A 14,559-nucleotide genomic window follows, 5' to 3' on the forward strand; every position below is an offset into this window, starting at 1 on the left:
GGTTGCTGAAAACCGATGGTTCACGTCGACGAACATCGCCCTTGAGTGCTAAGCTAAAGCATTTGTCTAGGCTTAGACGGTAGCTCCGTTATTAGCTAGATCCATTTATGGATCACTGAGGCAAGAGTATTCTTGCAAAGAAGGGTGGTACCGCGAAATCTTTCGTCCCTTCAGCACATAGCTGGAGTGTGGACGTAGGATTTTTTTATTGTATAAAAGGTTGAAAAAGGGGGCTTATAAGAACAATGTCTTCAAAAACGGAAGAGAAACTGGAAACTGGTGCACAGCTATTGTTAGAAGCGCTAGAAAAGGAAGGCGTAGAAGTGATTTTCGGTTATCCGGGTGGTGCCGTTTTACCTCTCTATGATGCATTGTATGATTGTGAAATTCCGCATATTTTAACAAGGCATGAGCAAGGGGCAATTCACGCTGCTGAAGGGTATGCCAGAATTACAGGGAATCCAGGGGTTGTAATTGCAACGAGTGGACCAGGTGCTACAAATGTAATTACGGGTCTAGCTGATGCGATGATTGATTCATTGCCACTTGTAGTATTTACAGGCCAAGTAGCAACAACGTTAATTGGGAGCGATGCTTTTCAAGAGGCAGATATTATGGGACTTACGATGCCAGTGACAAAACATAACTATCAAGTGCGAAAGGCCTCAGATTTACCTCGAATTATTAAAGAAGCATTTCATATTGCTAAAACAGGAAGACCAGGACCAGTCGTTATTGACCTTCCGAAAGATATGGTAGTCGAGAAAGGTGAGCGATGTAGCAATGTACAAATGGATTTACCAGGATATAACCCTAATTATGAACCGAATCTACTTCAAATAAACAAATTACTCAAAGTAATTGAAACCGCAAAAAAACCGTTAATTTTAGCTGGAGCGGGTATATTGCATGCGAAAGCTTCGAAAGAATTGACAAGTTTTGCTCGTAAATATGAAATCCCTGTTGTGCATACATTACTTGGACTTGGTGGTTTTCCACCAGATGATGAACTATTTCTAGGGATGGGGGGAATGCACGGTTCTTATACAGCCAATATGGCATTATATGAATGCGACTTACTCATTAATATAGGCGCGAGATTTGATGATCGTCTTACTGGAAATTTAGCTTTTTTTGCTAAAGGGGCGACTGTTGCACATATCGATATTGATCCAGCAGAAATCGGGAAAAATGTGCCAACAGAGATTCCTATTGTTGCAAGTGCTAAGCAGGCGTTAGAAGTATTGCTTCAATCAGAAGGAAAGAAAGAAAATCATCATGAATGGCTCTTTTTATTAAAGAATAGAAAAGAAAAATATCCATTCTCTTATAAAAGAAATTCTGAAAGTATTAAACCTCAATATGCGATTGATATGCTATATGAAATTACGAAGGGAGAAGCGATTGTAACAACAGACGTTGGGCAACACCAAATGTGGGCAGCGCAATATTATCCACTGAAAAATCCAGATAAATGGGTAACTTCTGGTGGATTAGGAACGATGGGGTTCGGATTTCCAGCAGCAATCGGTGCGCAAATTGCAAAGCCTGAAGAATTAGTTATTGCAATTGTTGGTGATGCTGGGTTTCAAATGACTCTGCAAGAATTAAGTGTATTAAAAGAACACGCTTTACCCGTTAAAGTATTTATTTTAAATAATGAAGCTTTAGGAATGGTAAGACAATGGCAAGATGAATTTTACAATCAAAGATATTCACATTCTTTATTACCATGCCAACCAGATTTCGTCGCTCTTGCAAATGCATATGGCATAAAAGGTGTTCGTATTGACGATCCACTTCTTGCAAAGAAGCAAATCCAGCATGCGATCGAATTACAAGAGCCAGTCGTAATTGATTGTCGTGTACTTCAATCAGAGAAGGTTATGCCGATGGTTGCGCCAGGAAAAGGTGTTCACCAAATGGAGGGAGTGGAAAAAGGGTGAAGAGAATTGTTACAGCGACAGTTCGAAATCAAAGTGGTGTGTTAAACCGAATTACAGGGGTTATGACACGAAGACATTTTAATATTGAAAGTATTTCAGTAGGTCATACAGAATCATCAGATATATCGCGAATGACGATTGTTGTACACGTTGAAAGTGAACAGCAAGTGGAGCAGTTAATTAAACAACTGCATAAGCAAATTGATGTTCTGAAAGTATCAGATATTACAGAAGAAGCGATGATTGCTAGAGAGCTTGCTCTTATTAAAGTAGCAACTTCTGTAGCGAGGGCAGAATTATATAGTTTAATTGAACCGTTTCGAGCCGCTGTAATAGATGTTGGGAAGGATTCCATAGTTGTGCAAGTAACAGGTACGCAAGACAAAGTAGAAGCGTTAATTGAATTACTTCGTCCATACGGTTTGAAAGAAATTGCTAGAACAGGTGTAACAGCATTTACACGTAGTATGAAAAAACAAGATAAGCAAGTTATGTTAATTCAATAATCATTTAAATATAGGGGGAAATGAAAATGGCAAAAGTTTATTATGAGAAAGATGTAACAGTAAATGTATTAAAGGAAAAGAAAGTAGCAATCATCGGATATGGCTCGCAAGGTCATGCGCATGCGCAAAATTTACGTGATAACGGATTTGATGTAGTAGTAGGTTTAAGAAAAGGTAAGTCTTGGGATAAAGCGAATGAAGATGGATTTTCTGTATATACAGTAGCAGAAGCTGCGGAAAAAGCTGATGTAGTAATGATTCTATTGCCTGATGAATTACAACCAGAAGTATATGAAGCTGAAATTGCACCAAATTTACAGGCTGGAAACTCTCTCGTGTTCGCACATGGATTTAATGTTCACTTTGATCAAGTAAAACCACCAGCTAATGTAGATGTATTTCTAGTAGCGCCAAAAGGACCAGGGCATCTCGTACGCCGTACGTTCGCCGAGGGCGGGGCTGTTCCTGCATTATTTGCAGTATATCAAGATGCAACAGGAGTTGCGACTGAAAAAGCACTTTCTTATGCTGACGGAATTGGAGCAACGAGAGCTGGTGTACTAGAAACGACGTTTAAAGAAGAAACAGAAACAGATTTGTTTGGAGAGCAAGCTGTACTTTGCGGCGGAGTGACTGCACTTGTAAAAGCAGGGTTTGAAACGTTAGTTGATGCGGGATATCAGCCTGAACTTGCATATTTTGAATGTTTACATGAACTGAAGCTAATCGTTGACCTTATGTACGAAGGTGGACTTGAAAATATGAGATATTCAGTTTCAGATACAGCGCAGTGGGGAGACTTCGTATCAGGACCACGCGTTGTGACTGAAGATACGAAGAAAGCGATGGGGGCAGTATTAGCAGAAATTCAAGATGGTACATTTGCAAGAGGGTGGATTGCAGAACATAAAGCAGGAAGACCAAATTTCCATGCGACAAATGAGAAAGAGAATAAACATGAAATCGAAGTAGTTGGACGTAAATTACGTGAAATGATGCCTTTCGTACAGCCGCGAGTAAAGGTAGGGGTTAAATAATATGAAGCAGGTTTTGTTCATGGATACAACGCTTCGTGATGGCGAACAATCACCAGGAGTAAATTTAAATGAACAAGAGAAATTACAAATTGCTAGGCAATTAGAGAGGCTTGGTATTCATGTAATGGAAGCTGGATTCGCGGCAGCTTCCGAAGGCGACTTCCAATCGGTAAAACGTATTGCGAATACAATTCAAAATGCTACGGTTATGAGTTTAGCTAGAGCGAAAGAAAGTGACATTCGAAGAGCATATGAAGCTGTGAAAGGCGCTGTATCTCCTCGTCTACACGTATTTCTAGCTACGAGTGATATTCATATGAAATATAAACTTTGTATGTCAAAAGAAGATGTGTTAAATAGTATTCATCGCTCGGTTACGCTCGGAAAATCATTATTTCCGACAGTACAATTTTCTGCAGAAGATGCGACAAGAACATCGAGAGCATTTTTAGCTGAAGCAGTAGAAATTGCGATTCGAGCAGGAGCGAATGTAATTAATATTCCGGATACAGTTGGATATACAAATCCGGAAGAGTATTATTCTCTTTTTAAATACTTACAAGAATCCGTTCCATCATATGAAAAAGCGATTTTTTCTTGTCATTGTCACGATGATCTTGGTATGGCAGTAGCAAATTCGTTAGCTGCGGTTGAAGGGGGAGCATTGCAAGTAGAAGGAACGATTAATGGCATTGGAGAAAGAGCAGGGAATGCAGCGTTAGAAGAAGTTGCGGTAGCTCTTCATATTAGAAAAGATTTTTATAAAGCAGAGCCTTCGATGACTTTAAAAGAAATTAAGGCGACGAGTATATTAGTAAGCAGGTTAACGGGTATGGTTGTACCGAAAAATAAAGCAATCGTTGGAGCGAATGCATTTGCTCATGAATCGGGCATCCACCAAGACGGGGTTTTAAAAGAAGTAACAACTTATGAAATTATCGAACCAGCGCTTATAGGAGAATCTCAAAATCTCTTTGTACTTGGGAAACACTCTGGCCGTCATGCGTTTACGGAAAAAATGAAAGAGCTTGGTTATGAATTTACAAATGAAGAGCGAGATGCGGCATTCGAAGCATTTAAAAAATTGGCTGATCGTAAAAAGGAAATTACTGAAGAAGATTTACGCGCACTTATGCTTGGTGAAGCAGCATTTGCAGCTCAGCAATATAACATTACGCAATTACAAGTGCATTTCGTATCAAATAGTACACAATGCGCAACAGTTGTGCTGAAGGATGAGGAAGGAAATATATATGAAGATGCAGCCACTGGTTCTGGTAGTATTGAAGCGATATACAATGCGATTCAAAGAATTTTAGGATTAGAATGTGAATTGGCAGATTATCGCATACAATCTATTACACAAGGTCAAGATGCACTTGCTCACGTTCATGTTGAATTAAAAGAAGGTAGTCACCAAATATCAGGTTTCGGAGTTGCGCAAGACGTATTGGAAGCGTCGGCGAGAGCTTATGTCCATGCAGCAGGGAAATTAAAATCTCTTATAGCGCTTGTGAAATAAATATTTGATAGGTGAGAGAAGCTTTCCTCACCTATCAAATTAAAGTTCTGAAAATTCAGTTAAAAGGAGTGTTAAAAATGGAAAAACGTATCGTTTGTTTAGCTGGTGATGGTGTTGGTCCAGAAGTAATGGAAAGTGCGAAGGAAGTATTGCATATGGTAGAAAGGCTATATGGACATCATTTTCATTTGCAAGATGAGTACTTTGGTGGTGTTGCTATCGATTTAACTGGGCAACCATTACCACAGCGAACACTTGCCGCCTGTTTAGCGAGTGATGCGGTTTTACTTGGAGCAGTAGGTGGACCAAGGTGGGATAGTGCGAAAGAAAGGCCTGAGAAAGGATTATTAGCATTAAGAAAAGGACTCGGTGTATTTGCGAATGTTCGCCCTGTAACGGTAGAAAGTGCAACTGCACATTTATCACCATTAAAAAACGCTGATGAAATTGATTTCGTTGTCGTTCGTGAATTAACAGGCGGAATTTATTTTTCTTATCCGAAAGAGCGAACGGAAGAAGTGGCGACAGATACACTTACGTATCATCGCCATGAAATTGAACGTATCGTTTCGTATGCTTTTCAATTAGCGAATAAGCGGAAGAAAAAAGTAACATCTATTGATAAAGCGAATGTTTTAGAGTCTAGTAAATTATGGAGAACTGTGACAGAAGAAGTAGCACTTCGCTATCCAAATGTGGAAGTAGAACACATTTTAGTAGATGCAGCAGCTATGGAATTAATTCGGAATCCAGGAAGATTTGACGTTATTGTAACGGAAAATTTATTTGGTGATATTTTAAGTGATGAGGCTTCAGTATTAGCTGGATCATTAGGAATGCTTCCATCAGCAAGTCACGCTGAAAAGGGGCCTTCATTATACGAGCCTATTCACGGATCAGCACCGGATATTGCGGGGAAAAATAAGGCGAATCCAATTGCGATGATGCGTTCTGTTGCAATGATGCTTGGGCAATCGTTCGGATTAACGAGAGAAGGATATGCAATTGAAGAAGCAGTTTCTGCAGTCCTTAAATCAGGAAAATGTACAGCAGATATCGGGGGGACTGAAACGACAACTTCATTTACAAAGGCAGTTATTCAAGAAATGGAAGAGCAAGCGTTAGTAGGGAGAGGAAGATAATGGGGAAAAGGTTACTAGATAAGCTTTGGGAAAGACATGTAGTTGCGACTAATGAAAATGGATTGGATTTATTATATATCGATCTACATCTTGTTCATGAAGTAACGTCACCGCAAGCCTTTGAAGGCTTGCGGCTTACAAATCGAACAGTCCGCAGACCAGATTTAACATTTGCAACGATGGATCATAATATTCCAACGAAAGATGTTTGGAATATTACCGACCGCATTGCGAAGCAGCAACTAGATACACTTCGGGAAAACTGTAAACAATTTCAGGTGCCATTAGCGGATATCGGAGATGAAGAGCAAGGGATCGTTCATGTAATAGGACCAGAACTTGGACTCACACAGCCAGGAAAAACGATTGTTTGTGGTGATAGTCATACAGCAACACACGGTGCTTTTGGCGCACTAGCGTTTGGTATTGGTACGAGTGAAGTGGAACATGTATTGGCGACGCAAACGTTATGGCAACGAAAGCCGAAAGCGATGGGCATTGAGTTAAAAGGAAAGTTACCGCAAGGTGTTTATGCGAAAGATATTATTTTACACCTTCTTTCAAAGTACGGAGTAGCAGTTGGAACAGGTTACGTAATGGAATTTTACGGAGAGGCCATTCATGCTATGGATATGGAAGAGAGGATGACGCTTTGCAATATGGCAATTGAAGGGGGAGCAAAGGCTGGCATTATTGCACCAGATGAAAAAACGGTTGCTTACGTAAAAGGGCGTAAATATGCACCGAAAGACTATGAATCTATTAAGAAAAAATGGTCAGAACTTTATACAGATTTAGATGCAGTTTATGATTTACATATTCTAGTAGATGTTACGGATTTAGCACCGTACGTTACGTGGGGAACAAATCCTAGTATGGGTGTTCGGATCGATGAGAAATTGCCAGAAAAGCATGATGCAAATGACGAAAGAGCGTTTTCTTATATGGGATTGAGTCCCGGACAAAGTACGTATGACATTCCAGTTCAACATGTTTTCATTGGATCTTGTACAAATTCCAGGCTTTCTGACTTAGAAATTGCTGCATCTGTCGTGAAAGGTAAAAAAGTAAAAGAAGGTGTGCGAGCACTTGTTGTACCTGGATCTCAAAGGGTAAGAGAAGCAGCGATGCATAAAGGATTACATCGCATATTTGAAGAAGCTGGATTTGAATGGAGAGAGCCCGGATGCTCAATGTGTCTAGGTATGAATCCAGATCAAGTGCCTGAAGGGGAACATTGTGCCTCTACGTCAAATCGCAATTTTGAAGGAAGACAAGGAAAGGGAGCACGAACGCATTTAGTTAGCCCTGCAATGGCGGCAGCGGCTGCGTTATATGGTCATTTTGTTGATATTAGAAAGGAGAGTTATGATGGAGCCATTTCGTATTCATAAAGGTACTGCCGCAGTACTGATGAATGATAACATTGATACAGATCAAATTATTCCGAAGCAATATTTAAAAAGAATTGAAAGAACTGGGTTTGGGAAGTTTTTATTTGATGAGTGGCGATATGATAATAATCGCCAAGAAAACCCTAATTTCCCGCTTAATGCACAAGAAAGAAAAGGAGCCAGTATATTAATCACAGGCGATAATTTTGGATGTGGCTCGTCAAGAGAACATGCTCCATGGGCACTTGCTGATTATGGTTTCCGCGTTATTATCGCTGGAGGATTTGCCGATATCTTTTATATGAATTGTATGAAAAATGGCATGTTACCGATTGTAATGGATAAAGATATGCGTGAACAACTTGCTAAAACAGATGCGAGAGAACAAATCATAGTTGATTTAGAAAATGAAATAATGACAACGAATACGCATAGATTCCATTTTACAATCGAGAAAATGTGGAAAGAGAAGTTATTAAATGGTTTAGATGAAATTAGTATTACAATGCAATATGAACAAGAAATAAAAGAGTATGAAAGAAAAGTGGCTTTACATTAAAAAAATGACGGAATATTAAAAATGTATTTACATTCAAAATTAACTGTTATATACTATGTGAAAATCAGAGGAGAAAGGGAGTAAGTATTATGAATATCGTGCAATCTATTACAATGCTTACACAACTACATCATCATACATGAAACCCTTGAACCTAGCGTGAAAACGTGTAGGTACAAGGGTTATTCCCGTTGTACCTACACTCTACTGAAGAGCCTTGTAGGTATTTTGTCTACAAGGCTCTTTTTATTTTCGGCTTAGGGGAATGAAATAGGCATACATTAGAAGGGGAAAGGTGTGAAAATTTAGATGACAAAATGGAAACGGGCAAATCCGAATGGAACGAGAGATTATTTATTCGAAGAATGTACGTTAATTGAAGAAGTAGAACAAAAATTAAGGCTTACTTTTTTAGAGAGAGGTTATGAAGAAATAAGAACACCTACAATTGAATTTTATGACGTTTTTGCATTTCAAAATAGACCGATAGATGAAGAGAAGATGTATAAATTTTTTGATGAAAAGGGAAGGATTATCGTTTTACGTCCAGATATGACAATTCCTTTAGCGAGAGTTATTGGAACACAGAGATGGGATACGCCACTTAAAGTGACGTATAGCGGGAATGTATTTCGAGCGAATGAATCCCATTCTGGAAAATATAATGAAATCGTACAAAGTGGTATTGAAGTTATCGGGATTGATAATGTAAGAGCTGAAATTGAATGTGTAATAAGTGTCATTCAAGCACTTCAAAAGTTGAAGGTGCAATCTTTTACAATTGAGATTGGGCAAGTACAGTTATATAAATGTATTGTAAAAAAACTCTCCATCCATGATGAAGAAGAAAGGGTACTTAGAACGTATATAGAAAGTAAAAATTATGCAGCCCTCTCAAATTTTATCGGAGAAAAGAAATTAGATCGATGCGATGAGACAGTAAGATTACTTGAGAAATTACCAAGGCTATTTGGAAATTTAGAAGTTATTGAGGAGGCAGAAAAGCTTGCTTCAAGTAATGAAATGAAAATGGCAATTGCAAGAATAAAAGAAATGTATGAAACAATTGAAACGTTAGGATATGGTTCTTACATATCAATTGATTTGGGCATGATTCAACACTTAGATTACTATACGGGTGTTATTTTCAAAGGATATATATATGAAATTGGAGAAGAAATCGTTAGTGGCGGAAGATACGATGAGCTAATTGGCAATTTTGGAGAAATGCTGCCAGCTGTTGGACTCGCGGTACAAGTAAATCAAATTGTGAAGGCGCTGCAAGAGCAGCAAGAACCATATGAACGAAATCAAATTGATATTGTGATTCATTATGAGTTAAATAGATTAGCGGAAGCAGAAAGGCTACGAAATTTACTTCGAAAGGATGGGAAAAATGCTTGGTTATCTCTATTCTCTAATTTAAGCGATACCTTTCAATTCGCAAGAAAAAATAAAATAGGAACGGTCGTTGAGGCAAAGAATGAATACTTAGTGGAATATGTATGGAATGAGAAATGGGTAGTCCAGAAAGAAGGAGAGGCTTCATGCGTAACATTCAAATTGCGTTAACGAAAGGAAGATTAGAAAAACATGTCATTCCACTTTTTGAGCAGATTGGAATTGATTGTTCCGATCTCAAAAATAAAGGTCGGAAGCTTGTATTTCAAAGTAAAAATACAAATGTTTCATTTATTTTAGTAAAAGCGGTTGATGTTGCTACTTATGTAGAACATGGGGTAGCTGATATTGGGATCGTTGGAAAAGATATTTTAATGGAAAACGAGAAAGATATTTATGAAATGCTGGATTTAGGAGTGGGGATTTGTAAGTTTTGTGTTGCTTCTATTCCTACGTATAATCCGAAGAGTTACCGGAAGAAAAGAATTGCTACGAAATACCCGCATATTACTTCTACTTATTTTCATGATAAGGGAGAGGATGTAGAAATTATTAAAATAGAAGGTTCTGTAGAAATCGCTCCTCTTCTTGGATTGGCAGATGCGATTGTAGATATTGTTGAAACAGGAAAAACAATACAAGAGAATGGACTTATTGTATTTGAGGAAATGCACTCTATATCGGCTCGGATGATTGTAAATAAGGCAGCCTTAAAAACTAAAAAAGACGAAATGTTCAGTATTATAAATATGATGGAGCAAGAAATCTTATCAGGGAAATAGGAGGACTTAAAATGAAAATCATTTATGAAGACTTTAAGGAGGCATTATCTAAAGTAAAAGTGCTAAGAGAAAACGCTAATATAATAGAAGAAACTGTTCAAAGAAGTGTAAGAGAAATCATTAGAAATGTAAGGGAAGGGAAAGATGAAGCTTTATCTTTCTATACAAAAAAGTTTGATGGTGTAGAGATGAAAGATTTTCGTGTAAGTGAAGAAGAAATACAGCAAGCGAGTATGTTTGTAGAGAATTCATTTTTAGAAGCTTTAAAAGAGGCGAAGAAAAACATTGTTTCGTATCACGAAAAGCAAAAGAAGCACTCAATATTCGATTGTGAAAGTAAAGGCATAATTAGAGGGCAACTCATTCGGCCGTTAGAAAATGTAGGTGTATATGTACCGGGTGGGACAGCCTCATATCCTTCTTCAGTATTAATGAATGTATTGCCGGCGAAACTCGCAGGTGTGAAAAAGATTGTAATGGTAACACCGCCGAGGAAAGGAGGAATTGATCCGCATATATTAGCTGCTGCAAATCTTGCGGGAGTAGATGAAATTTATACGATAGGTGGCGCGCAAGCAATTGCTGCTTTAGCATACGGGACGGAATCGATTCCGAAAGTGGATAAAATAGTTGGACCGGGAAATTTGTATGTCGCTCTAGCGAAGCGAGAAGTATATGGAATAGTAAATATCGATATGATTGCTGGTCCATCAGAAATTGTAGTTGTCGCGGATGAAACAGGTAATGCAAAATATATCGCAGCGGATTTATTATCGCAAGCAGAGCATGATGAGAGAGCAACGGCGATTTGTATTACAACGAATATGGAACTAGCTAAAGAAGTAGAAAAAGAGATAGAAAGACAGTTAGAAATGTTACCAAGAAGTGAAATTGCACGTGAATCGATAAATAGAAATGGAGCCATCTTTATCGTTCCTTCTTTAGAGGAGGCACTAAAGTTATCAAATGAAATTGCTCCAGAACATTTAGAGTTACATATAAAAGAACCGATGAATGCTCTAGATTATGTGAAACATGCAGGTTCTATTTTCCTTGGGTCATATGCACCTGAACCGCTCGGGGATTATTTAGCGGGACCGAATCATGTATTACCAACGAGCGGAACGGCAAGATTTTTTTCTCCGTTATCAGTCGATGATTTCGTGAAAAAATCAAGTTTTATTTCTTATACGGAGGAAGCATTAAAAAATGTACAGCATCATATTGTAGAGCTTGCAAATAAAGAAGGGTTACATGCACATGCGAGAGCAATCCAAATAAGGTTTGAGGAGGAAAAATAATGCGTCAGTTCAGTCAAGTACGTGAGACGACAGAAACAAAAATTAAATTAAGTTTGCAACTTGATGAAAGTACAAATGTATCTATTCAAACGGGGGTTGGTTTTTTCGATCATATGCTTACTTTATTTGCTAGACATGGAAGATTTGGATTGCAAGTTGAAGCAGAAGGTGATGTATTTGTCGATGCACATCACACCGTTGAAGATGTTGGAATTGTACTCGGAAATTGCTTGAAAGAAGCATTGCAAAATAAAGAGAGAATTAATCGTTACGGTTCAGCGTATGTACCGATGGATGAATCTTTAGGATTTGTTGCAATTGATATAAGTGGACGCTCATATTGTGTATTTCAAGGGGAATTAACAAATCCAAAGCTCGGGGATTTTGATACAGAATTGACGGAAGAATTTTTTAGAGCAGTTGCACATGCTGCCAATATTACATTACATGCGCGCGTTCTATACGGAAGTAATACGCATCACAAAATTGAAGCATTATTTAAAGCTTTTGGTAGAGCGCTTAGAGAAGCGGTCGAAAAAAATGCCAACATTACTGGTGTAAATTCAACGAAAGGGATGTTGTAATTGATTGCCATTATAGATTATGGAATGGGGAATATTCGCAGTGTAGAGCAAGCATTAAAATATATTGGCGCAGAGTACATTGTAACGAGTAATAAAAAAGAGATATTGAGAAGCGATGGCGTGATTTTACCGGGAGTAGGTGCATTTCCGAAAGCGATGGACGTATTAGAAGAAAGAGATTTAGTGTGTGTACTAAAAGAGGTTTGTGATATAGGAAAACCACTCCTCGGTATATGTTTGGGCATGCAGCTTTTATTTGAACGAAGTGAGGAACTAAAAGATTGTAGCGGGTTAGGTTTACTACCAGGGGAAATTCGTAAGTTAAAAGTTTCGTATAAAATTCCTCATATGGGATGGAATGAATTAAGGAAGGAAAGAGAATTTCCGCTTTGGAATGGATTAGTGGATGGTTCTTTCGTGTATTATGTTCACTCATATTACGCGGATTGTCCAGATGAAATTGTATGCGGAGTAAGTGATTATGGAATGCAAGTACCAGGGTTTGTAGCGAAAGGAAATGTATTTGGTGCACAGTTTCATCCAGAAAAAAGTGGTGAAATTGGCATGCAAATATTAAAAAATTTTCAAGGGGTGGTAGAAGCATGGAAATCTTCCCAGCTATCGATTTAAAAGAAGGACGATGCGTTAGACTTTATCAAGGAGAGTTTAGTAAAGAAACGGTGATGAATGAAGATCCGGTAGCGCAGGCAATCATATTTGAAAAGCTTGGAGCGGAAATACTACACATTGTTGATTTAGACGGTGCAATTGCTGGCGAGTCGTTAAATTTGCCCGTCATTGAAAAAATCTGCAAGGCGGTACGTATTCCTGTGCAAGTGGGAGGAGGAATTCGTTCACTTGTAGCGGTGGAGAAGTTATTGTCAGTAGGTGTAGAAAAAGTGATTTTAGGAACAGCAGCTCTTTATGATAAGTCATTTTTAGAGGAAGCAGTTCGTCTATATAAAGAGAAAATCATTGTTGGAATTGATGCGAAAAATGGTTTCGTAGCAACGAGAGGTTGGCTTGATCTGTCTGAAATTTCTTATATTAGTTTAGCGAAACAAATGGAAAGTTTAGGTGTTCAAACGATTGTGTTTACAGACATTTCGAAAGACGGGACGCTTGCAGGGCCAAATTTTGAACAATTGGCGTTACTTCAAAAAAGTGTGGGCATTCGTCTCATTGCCTCTGGAGGAGTGGCATCTATTCAAGATGTGAAAAAGTTAAATGATATGAATATATATGGTGTCATAATTGGAAAGGCGCTTTACGAGAAAACGATTGATTTAGAAGAAGTGTTACAGGTAACGAAGTTATGTTAGCGAAACGAATTATTCCATGTCTAGATGTGAAAGAAGGGCGAGTCGTAAAGGGTGTAAATTTTATAGGATTACAAGATGTCGGTGATCCGGTTGAAATAGCTGAAGCATATAACGTGGCAGGGGCAGATGAAATCGTATTTTTAGATATTACAGCGACTCATGAAGGAAGAAAAACGATTATAGATGTTGTAGAAAAAACAGCAGCTAAAGTATTTATTCCTCTTACGGTTGGCGGGGGGATTTCAAGTGTGAAAGATATGTACAATTTACTAAGAGCTGGAGCAGACAAAGTTTCAATAAACTCAGCGGCAGTGCGAAACCCGAAGCTAATAGAAGAGGGCGCAGAACACTTTGGATCACAATGTATTGTCGTGGCAATTGACGCTAGAAAAGTAGCAGAAGATAAATGGAACGTATACGTCAACGGCGGAAGAGTTGACACAGGAATGGATGCCATAGAATGGGCGAATCGTGTTGTTAAACTTGGGGCAGGTGAAATTTTGTTAACGAGTATGGATGCAGATGGAACGAAAAGCGGATATGACCTTCGTTTAACAGAAGAAATTTCAAAAAGTGTTTCTATTCCAGTCATCGCATCAGGGGGCTGTGGTCATACGGATCATATTATAGAAGTTTTTCAAAAGACAACAGTTGATGCAGCGTTAGCGGCATCCATCTTTCATTATGGTGAGGCGACAGTGCATAGTGTAAAGCGAAAATTAAGAGATGCAAATATTGAGGTGCGGTTATGAAACCTAATTTTTCAAAAGGATTAATACCGGCAATTGTCATCGAAGAAGGTACGAAAGACGTTTTAATGCTAGCTTATATGAATGAAGAAGCATATGAAAAAACGTTAGAGACGAAAAGAACATGGTTTTATTCTCGTTCGAGGCAGTCGTTATGGAATAAGGGGGAAACATCAGGGAATGTTCAATATGTGCAATCTTTATATTTAGATTGTGATCAAGATTCAATTGTTGTGAATGTGAAACAAGTAGGACCTGCTTGTCATACGGGAGAGAAGACATGTTTTCACTATCAAATTATATAGGGGGATACA

The 14,559-nt window shown here is 38.4% G+C and carries 15 protein-coding genes and 1 other annotated feature (1 of these 16 only partly in view); all 15 genes read left to right on the forward strand.

The genetic code is table 11. The features are described from left to right. Positions 1 to 173 (forward strand) — a binding site (T-box leader) (it extends 55 nt beyond the left edge of the window). A gap of 72 nt (positions 174 to 245) precedes the next feature. The 15 genes from ilvB to hisI all read left to right on the forward strand — a co-directional run bounded on the left by ilvB (position 246) and on the right by hisI (position 14,550). Then, positions 246 to 1,946 (forward strand): acetolactate synthase large subunit, encoded by a 1,701-nt coding sequence (gene ilvB / locus ACTFP3_RS03435; protein ID WP_000095876.1) that lies wholly within the window; start codon positions 246 to 248, stop codon positions 1,944 to 1,946. Beyond that, positions 1,943 to 2,452 (forward strand): acetolactate synthase small subunit, encoded by a 510-nt coding sequence (ilvN, locus tag ACTFP3_RS03440; RefSeq protein ID WP_000822952.1) that lies wholly within the window; start codon positions 1,943 to 1,945, stop codon positions 2,450 to 2,452. The genes ilvB and ilvN overlap by 4 nt, the downstream gene beginning before the upstream one ends. 26 nt (positions 2,453 to 2,478) lie before the next feature. Then, entirely contained in the window at positions 2,479 to 3,489 is a 1,011-nt protein-coding gene (gene ilvC / locus ACTFP3_RS03445; protein WP_001151741.1) for a ketol-acid reductoisomerase, read from the forward strand. A gap of 1 nt (position 3,490) precedes the next feature. Next, positions 3,491 to 5,011, forward strand: coding sequence for a 2-isopropylmalate synthase (leuA, locus tag ACTFP3_RS03450; protein WP_153582512.1), 1,521 nt, complete (start codon positions 3,491 to 3,493; stop codon positions 5,009 to 5,011). A gap of 77 nt (positions 5,012 to 5,088) precedes the next feature. Further along, positions 5,089 to 6,153: a 3-isopropylmalate dehydrogenase gene (leuB, locus tag ACTFP3_RS03455; RefSeq protein ID WP_000415384.1), complete on the forward strand. Its 1,065-nt coding sequence runs from the start codon at positions 5,089 to 5,091 to the stop codon at positions 6,151 to 6,153. Next, complete coding sequence (gene leuC, locus ACTFP3_RS03460) at positions 6,153 to 7,547, forward strand: 3-isopropylmalate dehydratase large subunit (RefSeq protein WP_000518102.1); 1,395 nt, start codon at positions 6,153 to 6,155, stop codon at positions 7,545 to 7,547. The genes leuB and leuC overlap by 1 nt, the downstream gene beginning before the upstream one ends. After that, positions 7,525 to 8,106, forward strand: a complete 582-nt coding sequence (gene leuD, locus ACTFP3_RS03465; RefSeq protein WP_000433186.1) for a 3-isopropylmalate dehydratase small subunit — start codon at positions 7,525 to 7,527, stop codon at positions 8,104 to 8,106. Before leuC ends, leuD begins: the two co-directional genes overlap by 23 nt. A gap of 309 nt (positions 8,107 to 8,415) precedes the next feature. Beyond that, a complete protein-coding gene (locus ACTFP3_RS03470; RefSeq protein ID WP_025967054.1) occupies positions 8,416 to 9,678 on the forward strand; it encodes an ATP phosphoribosyltransferase regulatory subunit in 1,263 nt (420 codons plus the stop codon). Beyond that, positions 9,654 to 10,289, forward strand: a complete 636-nt coding sequence (gene hisG, locus ACTFP3_RS03475; RefSeq protein WP_440009319.1) for an ATP phosphoribosyltransferase — start codon at positions 9,654 to 9,656, stop codon at positions 10,287 to 10,289. Before ACTFP3_RS03470 ends, hisG begins: the two co-directional genes overlap by 25 nt. Positions 10,290 to 10,300: 11 nt before the next feature. Then, positions 10,301 to 11,590 carry a histidinol dehydrogenase gene (gene hisD / locus ACTFP3_RS03480; protein WP_065228507.1) on the forward strand — a complete coding sequence of 430 codons (1,290 nt, stop codon included), beginning with the start codon at positions 10,301 to 10,303 and terminating at the stop codon, positions 11,588 to 11,590. Continuing rightward, positions 11,590 to 12,174: an imidazoleglycerol-phosphate dehydratase HisB gene (hisB, locus tag ACTFP3_RS03485; protein WP_326036888.1), complete on the forward strand. Its 585-nt coding sequence runs from the start codon at positions 11,590 to 11,592 to the stop codon at positions 12,172 to 12,174. Before hisD ends, hisB begins: the two co-directional genes overlap by 1 nt. After that, complete coding sequence (hisH, locus tag ACTFP3_RS03490; RefSeq protein WP_000560361.1) at positions 12,175 to 12,804, forward strand: imidazole glycerol phosphate synthase subunit HisH; 630 nt, start codon at positions 12,175 to 12,177, stop codon at positions 12,802 to 12,804. Continuing rightward, positions 12,777 to 13,496, forward strand: coding sequence for a 1-(5-phosphoribosyl)-5-[(5-phosphoribosylamino)methylideneamino]imidazole-4-carboxamide isomerase (hisA, locus tag ACTFP3_RS03495; RefSeq protein WP_000402296.1), 720 nt, complete (start codon positions 12,777 to 12,779; stop codon positions 13,494 to 13,496). Before hisH ends, hisA begins: the two co-directional genes overlap by 28 nt. Continuing rightward, on the forward strand, positions 13,490 to 14,248 hold the full coding sequence (hisF, locus tag ACTFP3_RS03500) for an imidazole glycerol phosphate synthase subunit HisF (RefSeq protein WP_000880112.1): 759 nt from the start codon (positions 13,490 to 13,492) through the stop codon (positions 14,246 to 14,248). The genes hisA and hisF overlap by 7 nt, the downstream gene beginning before the upstream one ends. Next, positions 14,245 to 14,550, forward strand: a complete 306-nt coding sequence (gene hisI, locus ACTFP3_RS03505) for a phosphoribosyl-AMP cyclohydrolase (RefSeq protein WP_000803955.1) — start codon at positions 14,245 to 14,247, stop codon at positions 14,548 to 14,550. The genes hisF and hisI overlap by 4 nt, the downstream gene beginning before the upstream one ends. The last annotated feature ends 9 nt before the right edge of the window (positions 14,551 to 14,559 follow it).

Source organism: Bacillus cereus group sp. MYBK5-2, assembly GCF_051915685.1.
GTDB lineage: Bacteria > Bacillota > Bacilli > Bacillales > Bacillaceae_G > Bacillus_A > Bacillus_A cereus.

Coding starts and splice junctions, on each gene's coding strand:
- ilvB (WP_000095876.1), top strand. CDS start 246: ATGTCTTCAAAAACGGAAGAGAAACTGGAAACTGGTGCACAGCTATTG.
- ilvC (WP_001151741.1), top strand. CDS start 2,479: ATGGCAAAAGTTTATTATGAGAAAGATGTAACAGTAAATGTATTAAAG.
- leuA (WP_153582512.1), top strand. CDS start 3,491: ATGAAGCAGGTTTTGTTCATGGATACAACGCTTCGTGATGGCGAACAA.
- leuB (WP_000415384.1), top strand. CDS start 5,089: ATGGAAAAACGTATCGTTTGTTTAGCTGGTGATGGTGTTGGTCCAGAA.
- leuC (WP_000518102.1), top strand. CDS start 6,153: ATGGGGAAAAGGTTACTAGATAAGCTTTGGGAAAGACATGTAGTTGCG.
- leuD (WP_000433186.1), top strand. CDS start 7,525: ATGGAGCCATTTCGTATTCATAAAGGTACTGCCGCAGTACTGATGAAT.
- ACTFP3_RS03470 (WP_025967054.1), top strand. CDS start 8,416: ATGACAAAATGGAAACGGGCAAATCCGAATGGAACGAGAGATTATTTA.
- hisG (WP_440009319.1), top strand. CDS start 9,654: ATGCGTAACATTCAAATTGCGTTAACGAAAGGAAGATTAGAAAAACAT.
- hisD (WP_065228507.1), top strand. CDS start 10,301: ATGAAAATCATTTATGAAGACTTTAAGGAGGCATTATCTAAAGTAAAA.
- hisB (WP_326036888.1), top strand. CDS start 11,590: ATGCGTCAGTTCAGTCAAGTACGTGAGACGACAGAAACAAAAATTAAA.
- hisA (WP_000402296.1), top strand. CDS start 12,777: ATGGAAATCTTCCCAGCTATCGATTTAAAAGAAGGACGATGCGTTAGA.
- hisF (WP_000880112.1), top strand. CDS start 13,490: ATGTTAGCGAAACGAATTATTCCATGTCTAGATGTGAAAGAAGGGCGA.
- hisI (WP_000803955.1), top strand. CDS start 14,245: ATGAAACCTAATTTTTCAAAAGGATTAATACCGGCAATTGTCATCGAA.